Genomic DNA, 20,233 nt, shown 5'->3' with positions numbered 1-20,233 from the left:
CCGCGCATTGAAATTCCTCGAACGCCAGCTTGCGCAACGCTCAAGCCGCAATCGTGTAGGAGCGCCCCTTGGGCGCGATGCTCTTCGCGATTTGCCGAAGAGCATCGCGGGCAAGGCCCGCTCCTACGTTCACGCGGCGCGTTCGCGTTCCAGCAGCGCCTGTTTGATCGGCAGGCCCCATCGATAACCGCCCAGCGAGCCATCGCCGCGGATGATGCGGTGGCAGGGCACCACGACCGCGATCCGGTTGTGGGCGCAGGCACTGGCCACCGCGCGCGCCGCCTTCGGCGCGCCCAGCGCGTCGGCGAGTTCGGCGTAACTGCGGGTCTGGCCGACCGGAATCTTCATCAGCGCATCCCACACGCGTTTCTGGAACGCGGTGCCCATCAGGTCCACCGGCACTTCGCTGTCCAGGCCGGACAGGCGTTCGGCCACCGCGCGCAGACGCGGGGCGAGGAAGTCGTCGTTGCCCGCGTCCACGCGCTGGAGATTCGCACGCGGGAATTCCTCGCGCAGGCGCTGTTCCAGCACGGCCCCATCCTCACCCAGCTCGACCGCACAGATGCCGCGTTCGGTCGCCGCGACCAGCGCGTTGCCGAGCACGGTCCCGACCAGCGACCAGCGGATCTCCATGCCTTCACCACCGGCGCGATACGTGGCCGGGGTCATGCCGAGCTTCGCCGCACCTTGCTCGTAGACACGGGAAGGCGATCCGTAGCCGGCGTCGTAAAGCGCGGCGCTGACGTCATGGCCCGCGCGCAGCCCGGATTTCAACGCGCCGAGTTTCTTCTGCGCGAGGTATTCGGCGGGACTGATCCCGTAACGCGCCTGGAACTTGCGTTGCAGGTGCGAGGCGCTGAGGCCGACCGCGGCGGCGAGTTCGTCCAGCGTGGGTTCGCCGCCGTCGAGCAGGGCGCGGGCGCGTTCGAGTTTTTGATCCTGGTTTGTCATGGCCCAAAGCGTAGCGGGCGTACTGGGCGCCCGCTATCCGATTCTTGCTGTTGCTTCCTTCTCCCATCGGGAGAAGGTGGCGCGTAGCGACGGATGAGGGAGGGAGAATGACGCGCTTTGGAGGATTCAGTACTACCTGAAAGCCCTTTCCCTCATCCGTCCCCCGACTAGAGCATTCGGGGGCAGGCTATTCGGGCACCTTCTCCCGGAGGGAGAAGGAAACTGCTAATCCGCCCAGCTTCCCGGCATGGTCGATTCCGGCAGCACCTGCGCCGACAGCGTGCGGTCATGGCCGAGCACGTCGATGGCGTCGCCGAGGATCGCAGCCGATTCGCGCAGCAACGGATCCGGGCGCTTGTCGGCCAGTTTCTCGCGCGCCGCGTCCTTGACGATGTCGCGCTCGTTGGCGCCCAGGCCGTCGTCGGCCGCATCGTTGGCCAACGGGTCGAGCGGCAAGCCCAATTCCTTGCGTTCGGCCTGGCGCTGCTTGCGCTGGGCTTCCTGCTTGTCGCGTTCGGCGCGACGTTCGGCCTCGTTCAGCGACACGTACTTCTTCGCCGCCTCGGCGCGGAATTCGGCCACGTCCTGCGACCACCACTGGAATTCCTTGTTGTTGGCCACGCGTGCGGCATGCAGGGATTCCAGCTTCGGCAGCAGCGGGGCGAAGTTGCCGTACTGGGTGTGCGGCACCGCCGCGATCTTGGTCCACGGCAAGGCGTTGTCGTAGGTGCTCTCGCCGTACTCGGTGGCGTCGACGCTGACCGGGAAGGCGATGTCGGGAACCACGCCCTTGTGCTGGGTGCTGCCGCCGGCCACGCGGAAGAACTGGGCGATGGTCAGCTTGACCTGGCCGAAGCGCGCGGTCTCGTTGGCCGGCCAGCGGTCCAGGTCGACCATGTTCTGCACGGTGCCCTTGCCGAAGGTGGTTTCGCCGATCACCAGGCCGCGACCGTAGTCCTGGATGGCGCCAGCGAAGATTTCCGAGGCCGAAGCCGAGCCGCGATTGGTCAGCACCGCCAGCGGGCCGTCCCAGGCCACGCCAGGCTTGGTGTCGGCGTTGACGGTAACGCGGCCGCCGGATTCGCGTACCTGCACCACCGGACCCTTGTCGATGAACAGGCCGGTCAGTTCGACCGCTTCGTCCAGCGAACCGCCGCCGTTGTTGCGCAGGTCCATGACCACGCCGTCGACATTCTCCGCCTTGAACTTGACCAGCAGCTTGGCGATGTCGCGGGTGGCCGAGGTGTAGTCGTTCGGGTTCTTCCGGCGACCCTCGAAGTCCTGGTAGAACGCCGGCAGCTTGACCACGCCGATGCGCCGTTCCGGTTCGCCGTCCGCGGCCGGCAGGGTGATGGTTTCGGCCTTGGCCGCCTGCTCCTCCAGCTTGATCTTCTGCCGGGTGATGGTGACCAGCGCGTGCTTGCCGTCGACGCCGCTGGCCGCGGGGATGAATTCCAGGCGCACCTGGGTATCCTTCTTGCCACGGATCAGCGCAACCACGTCATCGATGCGCCAACCGATCACGTCGGTGATCGGTCCGGACTTGCCCTGCCCGACCGCGACGATGCGATCGCCGGCCTTGAGTTTGCCGTTCATGTCGGCGGGGCCGCCGGGGATGATCTCGCGGATCACCACCATGTCGTCCTGGCGCTGCAGTTGCGCGCCGATGCCTTCCAGCGACAGCGACATCGACTGGTTGAAGTTCTCCGCGGTCTTGGGGGTGAAGTAATCGGTGTGCGGATCGATCGCGCTGGAATAGCCGTTGAGGAAGGTCTGGAACACGTCCTCGCTCTTCAACTCGTTGACGCTGCGCTGGTAGGTCGCATAACGCTTGTCCAGGGTCTTGCGGATCTCATCGGGCTTCTGCCCGGCCAGCTTCAGCCGCAGCCAGTCGTTCATCACCGACTTCTTCCAGACCTCGTCGAGCTCCTGCGCGTTGGCGGCCCACGGCGCCTTTTCGCGATCGTATTCCCAGCGCTGGTCGCCGGTGAAGTCGAAATCCTGCTTGAGCAGCGCGCGCGCATAGGCGACGCGCTCGCCGACGCGCTGCTTGTAGACGCCGAAGATGTCGTAGGCCGGGGCCAGTTCGCCGCTGCGGATGGCGTCGTCCAGTTCGGTCTTGTACGGACCGAATTTCTCGATATCGGCCGCGGTGAAGTACTGCTTGCCGCCGTCCAGCGCTTCCAGGTAGCGCTTGAAGATGTCCTGCGACAGCGCATCGTCCAGCGCCTGCGGGCGATAGGCGTAGCGGCTGTCGGAAAGCAGGCCGTAGACCAGTTTCGAGGTGGTGGACTGGTCGGCGGTCGGCGTTGCGGAAGCGCCGGGCAGGGAGGCGCTGTCGGCGCGGGCCAACAGCGCCAGCGGGGCGACCAGGGCCAGGGAAAGCACGGCGATTGCGGGGGTCTTCAATTTCATTCGACTACTCGGGCCTGGAGGGCAAAGGGAGACTGCGACAAGCTTGGACCGGATGACAGTGCCGGAAGTTGCCAAGCTTGTCATCTTGACCCGCAGACTAGCCGCGCAGCGCCGACCGGGTGTGAATACCGCGTTTGCCGGCCGTCGTGCGGACGGACCCTGTTCAGTCAATAACTCCAGCCATCAATCCAGCCGGCGACTTCAGCCAGCGACGCCGGCTTCCATGGCCTGGCGATCGGCATGGTACGAGGAGCGCACCAATGGGCCGGAGGCGACGTGGCTGAAGCCCAGCGCGTTGCCGTACAGCTCCAGTTCCTTGAACTCGTCCGGAGTCCAGTAGCGCAGCACCGGGTGGTGGTGGGCGGTGGGCTGCAGGTACTGGCCGATGGTGATCATGTCCACGTCGTGCGCGCGCAGGTCGCGCAGGGTGGCCTGGACCTGCTCCAGGGTTTCGCCCAGGCCGAGCATGATCCCGGACTTGGTCGGCAGCCCGGGATGCTGCTGCTTGAATTTCTGCAGCAAGGTCAGCGACCACTGGTAATCGGCACCGGGGCGGACGTTGGAATACAGGTCCGGCACGGTCTCGATGTTGTGGTTGAACACGTCCGGCGGGTTCGCCGCCAGGATTTCCAGGGCCCGGTCCATGCGGCCCTTGCCGCGGAAGTCGGGGGTCAGGATCTCGATCCTGGTCTTCGGCGAGTGCTCGCGGATCGCGGCGATGCAATCGACGAAATGCTGGGCGCCGCCATCGCGCAGGTCGTCGCGGTCCACCGAGGTCACCACCACGTATTTCAGGCCCATGTCGGCGACGGTGGTGGCCAGGCTCAGCGGCTCGCCGGCATCGGGCGGCTTGGGACGGCCGTGGGCCACGTCGCAGAACGAGCAGCGCCGGGTGCAGACCTCGCCCAGGATCATGAAGGTGGCGGTGCCGTGGCTGAAACACTCGTGGATGTTGGGGCAGCTGGCTTCCTCGCAGACCGTGACCAGGCGGTTTTCCCGCAGCCTGGCCTTGAGCCGCGCCACGGAACCGTCGCTGGGGATGCGTACCCGGATCCAGGAAGGCTTGCGCAGCACCGGCGCATCGAGGAACTGCACCGGCGAACGGGCGATCTTGTCGCCGCCCATCTGTTTCACACCGGTTTCCAGCGAGGGGGCTGCCGGCCCGGTGGAAGTAACTACTTGCAGGGGGATTTCCCGTGGGGAAACCGGACGGGCGTTGGCATCGTTGCTCATGCCGCAATTCTAGCCCCTCCGGCGCTGCGGACGTAGGAGTGACGTGAGTCGCGACCGAATCCACTCCCAAGCCTTCGCGCGGTGCGGGAAGGGCCGCGACAGGGTCAGCGACACGACGACGTATCGGCGGATGCGCCCGGCCAGAGGGAAGAATCACGCTCGCGACTCACGTCGCTCCTACGGCCGCTCCCGCAAGCCTCCGATCACGGAAGCGTTAGACGAGTTTCAAACAGCCACAAAAAAGCCCGCAATGGCTAGGCCAGTTGCGGGCTTGCTCCCTCCCCCACGTCGGGATGCGCGAGCATCGTGAAGGAGGCCTCGCGGCTCATGCACGCTGCAGTGCAAAACAGTACCCAAGGGTTCAGTAGCTGCGCTTTCAGGCCGATTTTGTGAGAACGGTTACAGCCCTTGTGCCAACTGGATGTTTGCGCATCGTGAAATCCAGGAGGCGGTACGGGCGCATGGCTGCCGGAGTGATGGCGCACAAAACTGAACAGGGAGGGCCGCGTTTGATCGCGCGCCTTGCAGAGTTCTACGGCCGCAGCTCCGGTTGTGCGTCGTACCACTGCCGGGCGCGTAACAGGTGGAACCGGTTCTTCGGACCCTCCGCCTGCACCGCCATGCTCAACACGCCCCATTTCGCATACAGGCTGCCATCGCGTCGTTGTCCGCGAAGGCGCAGCCGCGCCTGCAGGTCGAAGCGGTCGTTATTGGCGGTGATGCGATCCAGCACCAAGGTGTCGCGTTGCCACTGCACCCTGCCCTGCACCTGCGCCTGGCCGGCGTCGATCAGCTTGAATACCCATTTGGGATATTCCTTCTGCCGCGAAAACAGCGACAGCAGGAAGCCGACATCCTTCATCCTCACGCTGGCGGTACCGCCGATGTCGAGCGGCTTGTCCCAGTCCATGCGCGCACGCGGCAGGTCGATGCGCGCCCACCAGCCGCCGCGGGTTTCGCCGCCGGGCTCGCTGAAGCTGATGTTGTCCAGGGCAATGCTGCTGCCGTCGACGGCGAAATTGCGGTTGGCCAGGTCGGCGCGCCGCAATCGCGTGTTGATGTCGATGTCTCCGCGCAGGGTCATGCCGGCCACGCGCATCCGCGCCTTGCGTCCGTTCACCCGGATCCAGCCGCGGCCGATGTCGCCCTGGGCATCCAGGTGCAGGTCGCCGCTCAGCACGCCGCTGCCGCCCTCGAAGCGCAGGTGCTGGCTGGGCAGATAGCGGTTGTAGATGCGCAGGTCCGGGATGCGGGCACCCCTGAAGGTCAGATGCGCGCGCAGCGAATCGCGCAATGCGGCCAGGTCTTCGCCCGCGGCCACGTCCAGATGCAGGTCGTTGCCTTGCACGTAGGGAGCATGCAGGTTGTCGTTGGCGGCGACGTTGAAATGGCTGAGCACGATGTTCAACGTGGGAAGCAATCCACCGTTGGCGCCAGCGTCGAAGCGTCCGTCAGCACGTCCGCGGCCCTCGATGCGATTGCTCATCACCTCGGCCACCACGGCTACCTCCGGCACGCTGAACTTGCTGCCGGCGGCGACCTTGCCGTTCGCCACCTGCACATCGGCAGTGACATCGCCCGCACCATCCAGCGTCAGCCACGGTGCCTTGGTGAAGAAACGCCCCAGCCAGCGCAACGAGGAAAACCGCCATTGGCCTGCCACATGACCAGAGGTGCGCGGCAGCACACTGCCGAAATCCTTGAGTGGAACCTGGTTGCCCGCGATCCGCAGATCCGCGTCCAGGCCGAACGCGCCATCCGCCTGCGGCGGCATGTACACGGTAAGCGCCATGTCGCGATCGACCTGCAACGCGACCTGCACATGGTCGGTGTGGGTCACGCCCTTGGGGTCGGTGCTGATCAGCGGCATCTGCCAGCGCAACCGGCTACCCGGCGCCAACACGCCGCGGGAAAATTTCAGGCCCGCCTTCGCCTGCCCCTGGCCGGGCACGGTCTTGAAAGTGCCTTGCCCCTTGGCGTCCAGCGCCACCGCCAATGCGGCGGTCGTGCCCTGCAACTCCAGTTCGATATCGCTCAAACGCAGCTTGTCCAACCCCTGCGCCTGCGCGCGGGTATGGCGGGCGATGGCGAAACGGGCATCGAGCCTGCCGTCGCGCAGGTATTCCCGGCCCTCCTGGGTCAAGTGCGCGCCGCTGAACTTCACCGTCGAGGGCAGCACTTCCATCGGTCCGCCACGCAGTTGCTTGACGAAGCCGAATTCCGCGCTGCCCTTGCCCTCCAGCAACAGCTTGCCGAAGCTGCCGCGCTGGATCGTATCGCTGGCGATGCGGTCGAAGCGCAGCGTCCAGCCGCCCGGGCGCGGGACCGGCGCAGGTTGTTCCGCATCGACCTGGTCGACGGCAGCGGTGGCATCGACGACCCACACATGGGGAACGTGCACTTCCCTGCGCAGCAACGGCAGCAATCCGATCCTGCCGCGGACGCCAGCGGCGCGGATCGACCATCGGGTGTGGCGCGCATGGCCCTCCAGCTCAACCCCGGACAGCGACACCCGGCCCGGCCACCAGGTCGACCCGCGCGCCCACCGCATCTGGAATTTTTCCGGTTGGCGATTGAGCGCCGCTTGGCCAAGCGATGTGTTGAGGAACAGGTTGCCGGCCAGCAGGTAAAGCGCGTACAGGACGACCAGCGCCAGCAGCGCCCACCCTGTCCAACGCAACAGGCGACGCTTGGTTCCAGAAGAAGGGTTCATCGCAGCAGCATGCCCGAAGCCGCGTCGGGCCGGCAACGACTGCGGCGATGCCTGCCGTCGCTACTCCATTTCCGGATTGCGCAACGGCTTCATCGCCGACAGATCCGCACCGGCTTCGATCCGCCTGATCTGCGCCTGCATCTGTTCGCGCATGCGCGCATCGACCGGCGCCTTGTCCTGGTCGAGCGGTCGCCTGAAAGCGCGGATCGCCGCAGGACCATCGCCCATGCGCACATACGCGTTGCCGAATTCGATGGCGGTGCTGGCCGATTGCGGGAAATATTCCGCCGCTTCCTCCAATCGTCGCGCCACCAATCCCCAGTCGTCGTCATTGTCCTTGTAGACGTATTCGAAAACCTTGCCGCCCATGCTGCCGGCGCGCGTGCGCGGCAATACCTGGCGCCCATGCCAGACTTCGACGAATCCGAACCGGGCCACCGGCTGCAGGCCCTTGAACACGACCTTCGGATCCCAGCCGATGCTCATGGCCGATGGTCGGAACGGGTATGGATGTAGTACCCCTCATAGATGCCTTCGACATTGGTGTCGTCCAGGCTCTCGACGCGACGGCGATAATTGAACCTGGCCGCGCGCATCTGTTCTTCGCCGACCCTGCAATTGGAATACAACGGTTCGCCGCCGGGTTCGACCACGCGGTCGTGGAAGGCGTGCAGTTCGCCGAAGCGCTGGCCCAGGTCCAGGCCCTCGTTGTCGAAATATTCCCAAGCGCCGTCGCTGCCGCCGACCGGTTCGTTGTGGTATTCCCGCACACGCTTTTCGCTGATGGCCATGACGACCGCACCCACCGGCAACAGCGCGATCACCGCGATGCCCGGCAAGGCCGAATGCTCCGCGCCCGGCGCCAGCCCGATCGCGAGTCCGAAACCGGCGACACAGCGCCAGCGTCAGTCCGCCGCCAGCAGGCCGCCGCACACTGCAGCGACCAGCAATGTGGCCGAGCGGCGGATCGGCCATCACCACGGGCAGGTGCGCCGCGACGGTGGGCTCGATGGCGAGGAGGACCAGGCTTCCGGCCACGCATGCCAGGCCGAATGCACGCCACAGCAACAATCCCAGGTCGAACAGCAGCAGGCCGTGCAACGACCACACGCGATGCGCGCATCGCATTGCGCGCGTGCACAGTCGTTGTCGAAGAACATGTCTCCTCGATCTAATCGCGTTCCTGCAGTTTTTCCTTCAGCACGGGCGTCGGCCGCGGTTTGAAATCGCGCGGCATCGCTAACCCCACTCGCAGCTTGGCCAGGGGCGGATGTTGCGGATTCAGGCGGAAATCGTCGCTGCGTACGTAGGACGTGCCAGAAATGATATGCCGCGGCTCATCGACGGTGAACGTGTCGAGTCGCGAGGCCAGGTGCGAACGGAATGCGCCGAGTGGACGATGACTGCCACCAGCAGCGCGCCCATCACGCGACGCTGGAGCGTCATGCCTGCAAATCCGTCAATCGCATGCGGACTTCCCCAGGTTGCCGTCAGCAGGCAGACAGCAACGCGGAGCCTGTCGGGCGGCGGCCCCATGGCGGTATCACGGCGACATCGCGGAGAGAGCGGGAATCCGTCTTTTCGTCATTGCCAGATCGAGTTTCTAGTTGCACGGGAACAACGCGCCTGCTGGGCCGTTGATCGATGCGACATCCAAAGAAAAACCCCGCATCGCTGCGGGGTTTTCTTCAACAACCAGTTGGGTAACTGGCGGGCCGAATCAGAAATCCATGCCGCCCATGCCACCCATGCCGCCGCCCATGCCGCCACCGGCAGCCGGCTCGTCCTTCTTCGGAGCCTCAGCCACCATCGCTTCGGTGGTGATCATCAGGCCGGCGATCGAAGCCGCGTTCTGCAGCGCCGAGCGGGTGACCTTGGTCGGATCCAGGATACCGAACGCGATCATGTCGCCGTATTCGCCGGTCGCGGCGTTGTAACCGTAGTTGCCGGTGCCGGCAGCGACGTTGTTCAACACCACCGACGGCTCTTCGCCGCAGTTGGTGACGATCTCGCGCAACGGCGCTTCCATCGCGCGCTTGGCGATGTTGATACCGTGGTTCTGGTCTTCGTTGATGCCCTTCAGGTCACCGATGGCCTGCAGCGCGCGGATCAACGCGACACCACCGCCCGGGACCACGCCTTCTTCCACTGCGGCGCGGGTCGCGTGCAGGGCGTCTTCGACGCGGGCCTTCTTTTCCTTCATCTCGATCTCGGTCGAAGCGCCGACCTTGATCACCGCGACGCCGCCGGCCAGCTTGGCCACGCGTTCCTGCAGCTTCTCGCGGTCGTAGTCCGAAGAGGTGTCTTCGATCTGCGCCTTGATCTGCTTGATGCGGGCTTCGATGTTGGTGGATTCGCCGGCACCGTCGATGATGGTGGTGTTTTCCTTGGTCACCTGGATCTTCTTGGCCCGGCCCAGGTCCTGCAGCGTCGCCTTCTCCAGCGACAGGCCGACTTCCTCGGAAATCACCACGCCGCCGGTCAGGGTGGCCATGTCTTCCAGCATCGCCTTGCGACGGTCGCCGAAGCCAGGGGCCTTGACGGCGCAGACCTTGACGATGCCGCGGATGGTGTTGACCACCAGCGTCGCCAGGGCTTCGCCTTCGACTTCTTCAGCCACGATCAGCAGCGGCTTGCCGGACTTGGCCACGCCTTCCAGCACGGGCAGCAGGTCGCGGACGTTGGAGATCTTCTTGTCATACAACAGGATGAACGGGTCGTCCAGGTCGACCGACATCGACTGCTGGTTGTTGACGAAGTACGGCGACAGGTAGCCGCGGTCGAACTGCATACCCTCGACCACGTCGAGTTCGTTGTCCAGGCCCGAGCCTTCCTCGACGGTGATCACGCCTTCCTTGCCGACCTTCTTCATCGCGTCGGCGATGATGTTGCCGATCGACTCGTCGCTGTTGGCCGAAATGGTGCCGACCTGGGCGATGGCCTTGTCGTCGGCGGTGGGCTTGCTGATCTTCTTCAGCTCGGCCACGGCGGCCACGACGGCCTTGTCGATGCCGCGCTTGAGGTCCATCGGGTTCATGCCGGCGGCGACCGCCTTGGAACCTTCGCGGATCAGCGCCTGGGCCAGCACGGTGGCGGTGGTGGTGCCGTCGCCGGCGTTGTCGGAGGTCTTGGAAGCGACTTCCTTGACCATCTGCGCGCCCATGTTCTCGAACTTGTCGGCCAGTTCGATTTCCTTGGCGACGGAGACGCCGTCCTTGGTGATGGTCGGGGCGCCGTAGCTCTTCTCGAGCACGACATTACGGCCCTTCGGGCCCAGGGTTGCCTTGACGGCATTGGCGAGGATGTTGACGCCGCGCACCATGCGGGCGCGTGCGTCTTCACCGAAACGGATTTCTTTGGCGGACATGTTGGAACTCCAGAAAATTGATGGGTAACAGGTTTTCTGTTCGTAGATCCGAGCTTGCTCGGATGCCGTTGGCGCGGGGCGAAGAGCAGCCGGGCAAGCTCGGCTCTACAAACCAAAAAAGGATCAGCCGAGGATCGCGAAGATGTCGTCTTCCTTCACCACCAGGTAATCGGTACCGTCCAGCTTCACTTCCGTGCCGCTGTACTTGCCGAACAGGACCTGGTCGCCGACCTTCACCTTGGGCGCGCGGACGCTGCCGTTGTCCAGGGCCTTGCCGTCGCCGACAGCGATGACGTTGCCCTTGATCGGCTTCTCGGTGGCGGAGTCCGGAATGACGATGCCGCCAGCGGACAACTTCTCTTCTTCGACCCGCTTGATGACGACGCGGTCGTACAACGGCTTGATATTGCTCATTTCAATCCTCTTAAGTGATTGATTGCACTGGGAAAGGGGCGGCGATGTTAGCACTCGTACCAGGTGAGTGCCAGCTTCGCAGGGACAAAAACCCGGCAACGCCGGGATCCTGGACAGATGGGGCGCTCGCGGGGACGTTTCAAGGGCACAAAAAAAAGAGCGCACATGACAGGGGCATGCGCGCTCTTATGGAGATGGTGTCGTGTCCCTGCTTGGCGTTACCTCACCCGAGCCTCTCCCCCCGCCGACTCCTTGTCGAAGCCGGCCTCCTGCCAGCGGCCGTAGAGATAGCACTCCAGGAGAGCGTTGACGAGGCAAAAGCCCGTGGGAAAAAGTGACCTTCGGTCACCTGGAATCCATTTTTGCTATCCGCGCGAGAAACAGTATGGAAGCAGCCACCAAAAGCAGACATATGATGTCTATTTTTGTTCACCTAGATACTATTGGTAACATAAAGCTACCCTTTGGCCCCATAGCTTAAGTAAGGTGCGGTTGCGAAGCAGCCAAGCCCGGGAGCGGCGATGACCCAACAGGAAAGGATTCGACTGGCCCGGCGTGCGGCAGGCATGTCCCAGAACCAGTTGGCGCAGGCGGTAGGCGTGCAACGCAGTGCGGTCAGCCACTGGGAAGCCCCGTTGGGCAAGAATCCGAGCGTTTCCCACCTGCGTGAAATCGCCTTGGTGGCCGGCACCCAGTTCGAGTGGCTGGCCACCGGTCGCGGCGAAATGCCCTTGTCCAAGGACATGCAGCTGGATTCGATCGCCACCGCCGAAGCCTTGCTGATCGAGGATCCGCTGGAATTCCGCCTGGTCGAAGCCTTCAGGGCCGCACCGCTGCGTACCCGGCTGTCGCTGCTGGAGGTGATGGAGGAACTCGCTGCCCAGCGGGTAGGCCGTGCCAATGGCCGCCGCGGCATGGTTTCCAAGCCAGGAGTCATCGTCAGCGGTTAACCTTGTGAACTGCACGACGTGCCGACGGTCGAAGTCCGACCCGGCACCCATGGTCCCCCGCCCGGACCCGGACCGCCCCGTGCAGATCGCTGAGGAAAGTAACCCGATGACCTTGCTGCAACGCCTGTTGGCCCTGTTCGTGCTCGCGCTTGTCGCGCATCCCGCCCAGGCGATCAGCGAAGAAGACCTGCTGCCAGTGGACCAGGCCTTCGTGCTCACTGCCAGCGCGCCCACCCGCGACCGCATCGAGGTGCTGTGGAAGGTCGCCGATGGCTATTACCTGTACCGCCACCGGATCGACGTGCAGGTGGAGGGCCCCGGTTTCCAGGCCGGCAAGCTGCAACTGCCCAAGGGCAAGGCCCACCACGATGAATTCTTCGGCGACGTGGAGACCTACCACGACGACCTCACCGGAGTGCTCGCCGGGAAGGCGTCCGCCGACGCCGACAGCGTCACCCTGAAGGTCAAATACCAGGGCTGCGCGGATGCAGGCATCTGCTACCCGCCGCAGACCCGCAAGTTGGTGGTGAAATTGCCTGCGGCCGGAACCAGTAACGGTTTGCCCAACAGCTTCGGCCCGGCCAATACCGGCGGCCTGCCGCTGTTCGGCCCGCAAACTCCGGCCAGCGGCGCGATCGAGGCCCTGCCGCTGCCACAGGAACAGGCTTTCGCCTTCGAAGCCATCGCCTACGACGGCAACCAGTTGCTGCTGCGCCTGACCCCGGCCCCCGGTTATTACCTTTACCGCGATCGCACCACCATGAAGCTCGAGGGCGCGAAAGGCATCGGCCTGGATCGCCCGCGCTGGCCCAAGGGCAGCGCCCATCGCGACGAGCACTTCGGCGACGTCGTGGTCTATTTCAGCCAGGCCGAAGTGCCGGTGCCGCTGATCCGCAGCCATGGCGATGCCGCCGAGGCCACGCTCAAGGTGACCTTCCAGGGCTGCCAGAAGGACGGCATCTGCTATCCGCCGATGACCCGCGCAGTGAAGCTGGCGATCCCGGAGGGCAACATCACTGCGGCCGCGACGACGGGGGAAGCGCGCGCACCCGAACTGATCGCGCCTCTGCCCACGGCCGATGCCAATGCGACTTCACCCGCCACCGATGCCGATGTCGTCGTCGGGACGGTCGCCGCCGGGCAGGTCGCCCGCACCACTCCGCCCGCCGACGTGCTGCGCAAGGCCAATGCGGCCAGCGCACCGACCGGCGTGTTCGTCGCGCTGCTGCTGGCCCTGGCCGGCGGACTGATCCTCAACCTGATGCCGTGCGTGCTGCCGGTGTTGTCGCTGAAGGCCTTGTCGCTGGCCGACGGCGGACGCGGTGGCGGGCATGCGCGCCGCAGCGCGCTCTGGTACACGGCCGGGGTGCTGCTGAGTTTCATCGCCCTGGGCGCTCTTGCGATCGGCTTGCGCGCGGCGGGCCAGGCCCTGGGCTGGGGCTTCCAGTTGCAGCAGCCGCTGGTGATCGGGGCACTGGTCTATCTGATGTTCGCGGTGGGACTGAGCCTGTCGGGGGTATTCGCCCTCGGCCATCGATTCGCAGGTGCCGGCCATGAACTGACCGGACGCAGCGGCCCGGCCGGCGACTTCTTCACCGGCGTGCTGGCGGTGGTGATCGCCAGTCCCTGCACGGCGCCGTTCATGGGCGCGGCGCTGGCTTTCGCTTTCACTGCCTCAACGCCGGTCGCCTTGCTGCTGTTCGCGTTCCTCGGCCTGGGCCTGGCCTTGCCGTTCCTGCTGATCGGCTTCATCCCCGGGCTGGCGCAACGCCTGCCGAAACCCGGCGCGTGGATGGAAACGCTGAAGCATTTCCTCGCTTTCCCCATGTATCTGACCGCGGTCTGGCTGCTGTGGGTGCTGGGCAAGCAACGCGGGGTGGATGCGATCGCGCTGGCCCTGGTCGGGCTGGTGCTGCTGGCGCTCGGGTTGTGGTGGTACCAGCGCCTGCGCCTGCAAGCCGCACCGCTGCGTCGTGCGCTGGCGGTGGCGTTGCTGCTCGCTTCGCTGGCGCCGCTGGCGCTGGTGCACCGCCTGCAACGCGAAACCGCCAACCCGACGGCGACCGCCGATGTAGTGCCGTATTCGGCGGCGAAGCTCGCGGCCTTGCGTAGCGAAGGCCGGGTGGTCTTCGTCGACATGACCGCCGACTGGTGCGTGACCTGCAAGGCCAACGAGAAAACCGTGTTGAACGGCGAGCGGTTCCGCGCGGCGATGACCCAGGCCGACGCCGTGTTCATGCAGGGCGACTGGACCAATGTCGACCCGGCGATCAGTGAATTCCTGGAAGCCCACAAGGCGGTCGGGGTGCCGCTGTACGTGGTCTTCCCCAACGATGGCGGCGAAGGTGAGGTGCTGCCGACCGTACTGACCCAGCAGATCGTGGCCGACGCACTGGCCCGCGCCAAACGATGAAGTTTCGCAACCTCCACTTGCTGGCCGCGGCGCTGGCGGCCGGCGTGCTTGGCGCGCTGGCCAGCCTCTGGTTCGGCGGCAGTCCGCTGCTGCGTAGCGACGCCGGCCAGCGGGCCTTGCAGACGGCAATCGACGCCACCGCACCGGAACCGCCGCCCGGAGTGAAGCCGGCCAAACCAGGCGAACCGATGCCGCCGCTCGAGCTCGCGAACCTGCAGGGACAAATGCAGTCGCTGCCCGGCGCGTACGCGGGCCGACCCCTGCTGATCAATGTCTGGGCCAGCTGGTGCGGGCCGTGCATCGAGGAAATGCCGGAGCTGGACCGCTATGCCCGCTCCCAGGGCAAGCAAGGCGTGCAGGTGCTCGGGCTGGCGCTGGATACGCCGGAGAACATCCACGGATTCCTCGGCCGGGTGCCGGTGGCCTATCCGATCCTGGTCGATACGCCCGGCCCCGCCGACGCCAGCGTGTGGCTGGGCAACCGCAAGGGCGTGCTGCCGTATTCGGTGCTGGTCGGTGCCGACGGCAGGATCCTCAAGCAGAAGATCGGGCCGTTTGAACACGGCGAGATCAATGGCTGGGTGGAATTGCGCTGAACTCGGATAAGCGGGAATGTAGGAGCGGCGTCCCGCCGCGAGCTTTTCGGCTTTGACTTTAGATCGCGCCGGAACCGGGAAGGACACAAGATCAAGAGCTCGCGGCGGGACGCCGCTCCCACGTCGCCACCCTGGGCGTCAACTGTCCATTTTCAAATGCGTGCTTAAAACGACAGTAACTTCTGCGAACTGGACAGCATTGACGTCTTCACGCAGACTGCGCCGCTTCCGCTGGAGCGTTCGATGGCAAAACTGCTGGCCCTGCATGGCCCCAATCTCAACCTGCTGGGCAGCCGCGAGCCTGAAGTCTACGGCCGCACCACCCTGGCCGAGATCGACGCCGCCCTGGCCGCGCAGGCCGCGGGCGCGGGGCATCAGTTCGAGAGCCTGCAGTCCAATGCCGAACACGAACTCGTCGACCGGGTCCAGGCCGCGCGCAACGACGGCACCGCCTTCCTGCTGATCAATCCCGCCGCCTTCACCCATACCTCGGTCGCCCTGCGCGACGCCCTGGCGGCGGTGGCCCTCCCGTTCATCGAAATCCACCTGTCCAACCCGCACAGTCGCGAACCGTTCCGCCACCACAGCTACCTCAGCGACCTGGCCGTGGGCGTGGTCTGCGGCTTCGGCGCGGACAGCTACCGCTACGCGATGGAAGCGGCGATCAAGAAGCTAGGAGCGAGCGGAGAGGAGTGAGGAGTGAGGAACGGCGAATCGCTTCTCCTCACTCCTCATTCCTCACTCCTCTCCGCTCACTCCTCACTCCTCTCCGCTCGCTCCTCATCCATTCCATTAGACACACTCCCGAGGCCACCATGGACCTGCGCAAGATCAAGAAACTCATCGACCTGCTGGAAGAATCCAACCTCGCCGAAATCGAGATCAAGGAAGGCGAGGAAAGCGTGCGCCTGGCTCGCGTGCCCAAGGGCAGCTACGCCCCGCAGCCGCAGATGTACGCAGCCGCACCCGAGCAGCGCGCGGCCGCACCGATGCCGATGGCCTCGCCCACCGAATCCTCGACCGGCGGCAGCGCCAAGCCGGCCGGCAACGACCAGCCCGAAGGCCACGTCATGCGCGCGCCGATGGTCGGTACGTTCTACACCTCGCCCTCGCCGGACAAGCCCGCGTTCGTCACTGTCGGCCAGACGGTCAAGGCTGGCGAGACCCTGGCCATCATCGAGGCGATGAAGATGTTCAATCCGATCGAAGCCGACGTGTCCGGCACCATCCTGGCGGTGCTGACCGAAAGCGGCTCGCCGGTGGAATTCGATCAGCCGCTGTTCGTGATCGGCTGAGGCGCGGCCATGCTCGACAAAGTAGTGATAGCGAACCGTGGCGAAATCGCGCTGCGCATCCTGCGCGCCTGCCACACGCTGGGCATCCGCACGGTCGCGGTGCATTCCACGGTCGACCGCAACCTCAAGCACGTGGCGATGGCCGACGAATCGGTATGCATCGGCCCGGCGCCTTCCAGCGAAAGTTATTTGAACGTGCCGGCGATCATCGCCGCGGCCGAGGTGACCGACGCCCAGGCGATCCATCCGGGCTACGGCTTCCTCAGCGAGAACGCGGACTTCGCCGAACGCGTGGAGCAATCCGGCTTCGTCTTCATCGGCCCCAAGGCCAACACCATCCGCCTGATGGGCGACAAGGTCGAAGCGATCCGGGCGATGAAAGCCGCGGGCGTGCCCTGCGTGCCCGGCTCCGGCGGCCCGCTGGACGACGACATCGTCACCAACACCAAGATCGCGCGCGAGATCGGCTATCCGGTGATCATCAAGGCCGCCGGCGGCGGCGGCGGGCGCGGCATGCGCGTGGTCCATGCCGAAGGCACGCTGCACAGCGCCATCAGCACGACCAAGGCCGAGGCCAAGGCCGCTTTCAGCAACGACCAGGTGTACATGGAGAAATTCCTGGAGAATCCGCGCCATGTGGAGATCCAGGTGCTGGCCGACGGCCAGGGCGGCGCGATCCACCTGGGCGAACGCGATTGCTCGATGCAGCGCCGCCACCAGAAGGTGGTCGAGGAAGCGCCCGCGCCCGGCATCAGCGAGGAACAGCGCAACGAGATCGGCAAGGTCTGCGTGGATGCGTGCCTGCGCATCGGCTATCGCGGTGCCGGCACCTTCGAATTCCTGTACGAGAACGGCCGCTTCTATTTCATCGAAATGAACACCCGCATCCAGGTGGAGCATCCGGTCACCGAACGCATCACCGGCATCGACCTGGTCTGCGAGCAATTGCGCATCGCCGGCGGCGAGAAGCTGTCTATCAGGCAGTCCGACATCGTCCTGCGCGGCCACGCGATCGAGTGCCGGATCAACGCCGAGGATCCGGACACGTTCGCGCCCAGCCCCGGCACGATCACCGGCTTCTATCCGCCGGGTGGCCCGGGCGTGCGCGTGGACACCCACATCTACACCGGTTATCGCGTGCCGCCGAACTACGACTCTATGATCGGCAAGCTGATCGTGCACGGTCCCGACCGCGACACCGCCATCGCCCGCATGCGCGTGGCCCTGAGCGAGATGGTCGTGGACGGGATCAAGACCAATATCCCGTTGCAGCAGTCGATCATGCGCGACCAGGGCTTCCAGGCCGGCGGGCAGAACATCCATTACCTGGAAAAGCGGCTGGCGGAGCGCAAGAGCAAGTCGATCGCGCTGGTGTAACCGGGCCGGCCGGTCCTATTCCGTCGACGGCCGCTGTGTGCCCCCCAGCGGCCGTGCGGCGATGTTCGAAGCAGGGTTGCCCACCAGGATTTCTTCCGATGAGCCGTCCGGCCATACGATCTTGAAGGTGCTGCCCGGCGGCAGCGACGAAAACGGCACTCCGCTGGTCGCGCGATAGACAGCCGCGACCTGGCTCGCACCCTTGCTCCGCATTTCCTCGGCAGAACTCACCGAGATCACCGACACCTGCGTCAGCCCGCGAAACTCGGGTCTTATGGTGTCGATCACCACGCCCGCCGCCAACGCGGCATAAGCCACGAACAGAAGTATCCAGAACCAGTTCTTCGCTTTTTGCGCAAAGCGCTTGTGATTCATTTCGCAACTCCGATATCCGACATGAGGCTATCCACCATTAAGTTCAAACTGTCTGCTCCCTGCCGCGGCACGCCAGCGTCCAGAACGAATGCGCTGAAATCCTGCGAGCTGTCGCGCGAACAGATTCCGCCGTTTGCGCAGTACGACGTCACCAATACGCTCCCGGGGCCACAAGCGTTGCCGAGACGGCAAGACGCCAGCAACCAGGCCAGTTCCGAAAGCTGCGTGCCGGACACGCTGCCCAGGTAGACTTCCTGGCCACTCCCGGCGATGCCCATTGCCGGCGAAATCGCGACATAGGCGTCAGGGTTTCCGGACCTCCTGACCCGTTCGACCAGATCCCGCTTGTATTCGTCGCTGTCCGACAGGGGTTCGCCCATGGCCAGCAGCGCCGCCTCGGCAGCCAGGCTGCCCGCGCGTGCGGCTTCCAGCCGTTTGGCGCGCAGCGCGGACAAGGAAAAGTCATCGACAGGAGCGAACCGCGCACAGCGCCGGCCTACGCGGTCGCGCGCCGCCGCCATCGCCGCGGTCCCGGCGCCTTTGAGTTCCGAGATCGTGCGGGTATCAGCGGCATAACCGGTCGGATCGGACGCGTAGGCGGCGCAGTAGTCGAGCACGCGGCTTACCCTCCACAAGGCTTCCGCGTCTCCCGCCGTTTCCCGCGCGCGCAGACCCTGGACATAGGCGTAAAGGTCGCTGGCGCCTTCGAAATCCGCATGCGGACCGTTTTCCCCAAGCGGCCTGGGGGCGGAAACGGATCGATCGCGCCAACCGGTGGCGGGAATCGCCATCCCACTCACCCCTTCTTCAACGCGCGGCGCCACCCCGGTCCAATCCGCCATGCCACGATTCCAGCACACGACAACGAGCAGTCCGGCGACTGCAAGCAGCAAGAACATGGATTTCGCTTTCGACGTGAGCATGGGAGCCGTTGCTGCTGTCCAGTTTTGCTATGCGGGCCCGGAGAGCCCGGGAAATGAATCGATCGCGCCCTCGCCTTCGGGCGATATCCATCGCCCAGTTCGAACTTGCGGACGACAATTCGCCGGCGCCGCCGTAGTCTAATGCAGTTCTCACGTTACCCGGCACGGCCGATTCTTCTTCAGGAATCGAATGTGGCGTTCATCTCCAAGCCCCCATCGACCGAGCGGCAACATGCCCTATCTGGAACTCTCCCTACGCTGCAGCGAAACCGATCAACCACGCTACGAGAACGCGCTGGAAGACGTCGGTGCGCTTGCCGTCACCTTGCTGGATGCCGATGCCGATACCGGCAACGAGCAGGCGATCCTGGAACCCGGCGTCGGCCAGACCCCGCTGTGGCATGCGCTGGTGCTGACCGCGTTGTTTCCCGCCGAGACCAACGCGCTCGCGTTGCTGGCCGCGCTGGAATCGTTCGATCCCGGCCTGGACTGGACCACGGCCGGCTTCCGCACCGTGGACGACCAGGACTGGGAACGCGCATGGATGGACCAGTACGTGCCGCTGCGTTTCGGCGCACGTACTTTCATCGTGCCCTGGAACCACGACCTGCCCGGGGAAGCGGACAACGCGGAAGCCGCGGTGGTGCGGCTGGATCCGGGCCTGGCCTTCGGCTCCGGCACGCATCCGACCACCGCCTTGTGCCTGCGCTGGCTCGACCAGTTGGCCGGCGAAGGGAAATTGACTGGCGCGACCGTGCTCGACTTCGGCTGCGGCTCCGGCATCCTCGCCCTGGCCGCGCTCAAGCTGGGCGCATCGAAGGCCGTCGGCGTCGACAACGATCCGCAGGCCTTGATCGCGACCTTCGACAATGCCGGGCGCAACGGCGTCGGCGAGCGGCTCGCCGTCTACCTGCCACAGGACGAACCGGTCTCCGCCTATCCGGTCGTGGTCGCCAACATCCTCGCCTCGGCGCTGGATGCGTTGGCCGCAACCCTCGCCGCGCGCGTCGCCCCGGGCGGCCGCCTCGCGCTGTCCGGGATCCTGCACGGACAGGAGGACGAATTGCTCGCCCGTTATTCCGAATGGTTCGATGGGCTGGTCGCCACCCGGGACGGCGACTGGATGCGCATCGACGGCCGCCGCCGCTGATGGCCGCGTGTAGGAGCGGGCCTTGCCCGCGATGCTCTTCATGCAGATCGCGAAAAGCATC

Annotated in this window: 18 protein-coding genes; 8 read left to right on the top strand and 10 right to left on the bottom strand. The window is 65.3% G+C overall.

From position 1 onward, the window contains the following. Positions 1 to 129: 129 nt before the first annotated feature. From CSC74_RS09530 to CSC74_RS09505, 6 genes are all read right to left on the bottom strand, one after another. The gene (locus CSC74_RS09530) at positions 130 to 951 is read right to left on the bottom strand and encodes a bifunctional transcriptional activator/DNA repair enzyme AdaA (RefSeq protein ID WP_162314200.1); all 822 of its coding nucleotides are present in this window, start codon (positions 949 to 951) and stop codon (positions 130 to 132) included. A gap of 225 nt (positions 952 to 1,176) precedes the next feature. Then, a complete protein-coding gene (locus CSC74_RS09525) occupies positions 1,177 to 3,366 on the bottom strand; it encodes a carboxy terminal-processing peptidase (RefSeq protein ID WP_162314199.1) in 2,190 nt (729 codons plus the stop codon). Between the two features lie 201 nt (positions 3,367 to 3,567). Then, positions 3,568 to 4,599: a lipoyl synthase gene (gene lipA, locus CSC74_RS09520; protein WP_162314198.1), complete on the bottom strand. Its 1,032-nt coding sequence runs from the start codon at positions 4,597 to 4,599 to the stop codon at positions 3,568 to 3,570. Positions 4,600 to 5,131: 532 nt separating this feature from the next. Continuing rightward, on the bottom strand, positions 5,132 to 7,312 hold the full coding sequence (locus tag CSC74_RS09515) for a translocation/assembly module TamB domain-containing protein (protein WP_162314197.1): 2,181 nt from the start codon (positions 7,310 to 7,312) through the stop codon (positions 5,132 to 5,134). Between the two features lie 60 nt (positions 7,313 to 7,372). Next, positions 7,373 to 7,798, bottom strand: a complete 426-nt coding sequence (locus CSC74_RS09510; protein WP_162314196.1) for a hypothetical protein — start codon at positions 7,796 to 7,798, stop codon at positions 7,373 to 7,375. Next, positions 7,795 to 8,103 (bottom strand): hypothetical protein, encoded by a 309-nt coding sequence (locus CSC74_RS09505; protein WP_162314195.1) that lies wholly within the window; start codon positions 8,101 to 8,103, stop codon positions 7,795 to 7,797. Before CSC74_RS09505 ends, CSC74_RS09510 begins: the two co-directional genes overlap by 4 nt. On the opposite strand from CSC74_RS09505, the gene CSC74_RS09500 reads away from it, so the two are divergent. Then, positions 8,096 to 8,536, top strand: coding sequence for a hypothetical protein (locus CSC74_RS09500; RefSeq protein WP_211369602.1), 441 nt, complete (start codon positions 8,096 to 8,098; stop codon positions 8,534 to 8,536). The two genes, CSC74_RS09505 and CSC74_RS09500, sit on opposite strands and share 8 nt — an antisense overlap. 496 nt (positions 8,537 to 9,032) lie before the next feature. Here the strand turns inward: CSC74_RS09500 and groL are convergent, their stop codons facing one another. Both groL and groES read right to left on the bottom strand, forming a co-directional pair. Next, a complete protein-coding gene (gene groL / locus CSC74_RS09495; RefSeq protein ID WP_162314193.1) occupies positions 9,033 to 10,679 on the bottom strand; it encodes a chaperonin GroEL in 1,647 nt (548 codons plus the stop codon). Positions 10,680 to 10,802: 123 nt separating this feature from the next. Further along, positions 10,803 to 11,093, bottom strand: coding sequence for a co-chaperone GroES (groES, locus tag CSC74_RS09490; protein ID WP_162314192.1), 291 nt, complete (start codon positions 11,091 to 11,093; stop codon positions 10,803 to 10,805). A 521-nt stretch (positions 11,094 to 11,614) separates the two neighbouring features. Between groES and CSC74_RS09485 the strand changes: the two genes are divergently transcribed. From CSC74_RS09485 to accC, 6 genes are all read left to right on the top strand, one after another. Beyond that, the gene (locus CSC74_RS09485; RefSeq protein WP_162314191.1) at positions 11,615 to 12,043 is read left to right on the top strand and encodes a helix-turn-helix transcriptional regulator; all 429 of its coding nucleotides are present in this window, start codon (positions 11,615 to 11,617) and stop codon (positions 12,041 to 12,043) included. Positions 12,044 to 12,149: 106 nt separating this feature from the next. Beyond that, the gene (locus CSC74_RS09480) at positions 12,150 to 14,456 is read left to right on the top strand and encodes a protein-disulfide reductase DsbD family protein (RefSeq protein WP_162314190.1); all 2,307 of its coding nucleotides are present in this window, start codon (positions 12,150 to 12,152) and stop codon (positions 14,454 to 14,456) included. Then, positions 14,453 to 15,052 carry a TlpA family protein disulfide reductase gene (locus tag CSC74_RS09475; protein WP_162314189.1) on the top strand — a complete coding sequence of 200 codons (600 nt, stop codon included), beginning with the start codon at positions 14,453 to 14,455 and terminating at the stop codon, positions 15,050 to 15,052. The genes CSC74_RS09480 and CSC74_RS09475 overlap by 4 nt, the downstream gene beginning before the upstream one ends. 243 nt (positions 15,053 to 15,295) lie before the next feature. Next, the gene (aroQ, locus tag CSC74_RS09470) at positions 15,296 to 15,748 is read left to right on the top strand and encodes a type II 3-dehydroquinate dehydratase (protein ID WP_162314188.1); all 453 of its coding nucleotides are present in this window, start codon (positions 15,296 to 15,298) and stop codon (positions 15,746 to 15,748) included. Between the two features lie 119 nt (positions 15,749 to 15,867). Then, complete coding sequence (gene accB / locus CSC74_RS09465; protein ID WP_162314187.1) at positions 15,868 to 16,347, top strand: acetyl-CoA carboxylase biotin carboxyl carrier protein; 480 nt, start codon at positions 15,868 to 15,870, stop codon at positions 16,345 to 16,347. A gap of 9 nt (positions 16,348 to 16,356) precedes the next feature. Continuing rightward, the gene (accC, locus tag CSC74_RS09460; protein ID WP_162314186.1) at positions 16,357 to 17,724 is read left to right on the top strand and encodes an acetyl-CoA carboxylase biotin carboxylase subunit; all 1,368 of its coding nucleotides are present in this window, start codon (positions 16,357 to 16,359) and stop codon (positions 17,722 to 17,724) included. Between the two features lie 15 nt (positions 17,725 to 17,739). Here accC and CSC74_RS09455 read toward each other — a convergent pair whose 3' ends face one another. Both CSC74_RS09455 and CSC74_RS09450 read right to left on the bottom strand, forming a co-directional pair. Then, complete coding sequence (locus tag CSC74_RS09455) at positions 17,740 to 18,099, bottom strand: hypothetical protein (RefSeq protein WP_162314185.1); 360 nt, start codon at positions 18,097 to 18,099, stop codon at positions 17,740 to 17,742. Continuing rightward, positions 18,096 to 19,022, bottom strand: a complete 927-nt coding sequence (locus CSC74_RS09450) for a hypothetical protein (RefSeq protein WP_162314184.1) — start codon at positions 19,020 to 19,022, stop codon at positions 18,096 to 18,098. Before CSC74_RS09450 ends, CSC74_RS09455 begins: the two co-directional genes overlap by 4 nt. 232 nt (positions 19,023 to 19,254) lie before the next feature. Here CSC74_RS09450 and prmA point away from each other — a divergent pair, with 232 nt between their 5' ends. Next, a complete protein-coding gene (prmA, locus tag CSC74_RS09445) occupies positions 19,255 to 20,172 on the top strand; it encodes a 50S ribosomal protein L11 methyltransferase (protein ID WP_162314183.1) in 918 nt (305 codons plus the stop codon). Positions 20,173 to 20,233: the final 61 nt, after the last annotated feature.

The organism is Pseudoxanthomonas yeongjuensis (assembly GCF_010093345.1).
Classification (GTDB): domain Bacteria; phylum Pseudomonadota; class Gammaproteobacteria; order Xanthomonadales; family Xanthomonadaceae; genus Pseudoxanthomonas_A; species Pseudoxanthomonas_A yeongjuensis.
The sequence above is the reverse complement of the archived record's forward strand: the minus strand, read 5'-3'. Positions and strand labels throughout refer to the sequence as shown.

Excerpts from the sequence above, each read along its gene's own strand:
- CSC74_RS09530 (WP_162314200.1), bottom strand. The coding sequence starts at position 951 with ATGACAAACCAGGATCAAAAACTCGAACGCGCCCGCGCCCTGCTCGAC.
- CSC74_RS09525 (WP_162314199.1), bottom strand. The coding sequence starts at position 3,366 with ATGAAATTGAAGACCCCCGCAATCGCCGTGCTTTCCCTGGCCCTGGTC.
- lipA (WP_162314198.1), bottom strand. The coding sequence starts at position 4,599 with ATGAGCAACGATGCCAACGCCCGTCCGGTTTCCCCACGGGAAATCCCC.
- CSC74_RS09515 (WP_162314197.1), bottom strand. The coding sequence starts at position 7,312 with ATGAACCCTTCTTCTGGAACCAAGCGTCGCCTGTTGCGTTGGACAGGG.
- CSC74_RS09510 (WP_162314196.1), bottom strand. The coding sequence starts at position 7,798 with ATGAGCATCGGCTGGGATCCGAAGGTCGTGTTCAAGGGCCTGCAGCCG.
- CSC74_RS09500 (WP_211369602.1), top strand. The coding sequence starts at position 8,096 with ATGGCCATGACGACCGCACCCACCGGCAACAGCGCGATCACCGCGATG.
- CSC74_RS09505 (WP_162314195.1), bottom strand. The coding sequence starts at position 8,103 with ATGGCCATCAGCGAAAAGCGTGTGCGGGAATACCACAACGAACCGGTC.
- groL (WP_162314193.1), bottom strand. The coding sequence starts at position 10,679 with ATGTCCGCCAAAGAAATCCGTTTCGGTGAAGACGCACGCGCCCGCATG.
- groES (WP_162314192.1), bottom strand. The coding sequence starts at position 11,093 with ATGAGCAATATCAAGCCGTTGTACGACCGCGTCGTCATCAAGCGGGTC.
- CSC74_RS09485 (WP_162314191.1), top strand. The coding sequence starts at position 11,615 with ATGACCCAACAGGAAAGGATTCGACTGGCCCGGCGTGCGGCAGGCATG.
- CSC74_RS09480 (WP_162314190.1), top strand. The coding sequence starts at position 12,150 with ATGACCTTGCTGCAACGCCTGTTGGCCCTGTTCGTGCTCGCGCTTGTC.
- CSC74_RS09475 (WP_162314189.1), top strand. The coding sequence starts at position 14,453 with ATGAAGTTTCGCAACCTCCACTTGCTGGCCGCGGCGCTGGCGGCCGGC.
- aroQ (WP_162314188.1), top strand. The coding sequence starts at position 15,296 with ATGGCAAAACTGCTGGCCCTGCATGGCCCCAATCTCAACCTGCTGGGC.
- accB (WP_162314187.1), top strand. The coding sequence starts at position 15,868 with ATGGACCTGCGCAAGATCAAGAAACTCATCGACCTGCTGGAAGAATCC.
- accC (WP_162314186.1), top strand. The coding sequence starts at position 16,357 with ATGCTCGACAAAGTAGTGATAGCGAACCGTGGCGAAATCGCGCTGCGC.
- CSC74_RS09455 (WP_162314185.1), bottom strand. The coding sequence starts at position 18,099 with ATGAATCACAAGCGCTTTGCGCAAAAAGCGAAGAACTGGTTCTGGATA.
- CSC74_RS09450 (WP_162314184.1), bottom strand. The coding sequence starts at position 19,022 with ATGCTCACGTCGAAAGCGAAATCCATGTTCTTGCTGCTTGCAGTCGCC.
- prmA (WP_162314183.1), top strand. The coding sequence starts at position 19,255 with ATGCCCTATCTGGAACTCTCCCTACGCTGCAGCGAAACCGATCAACCA.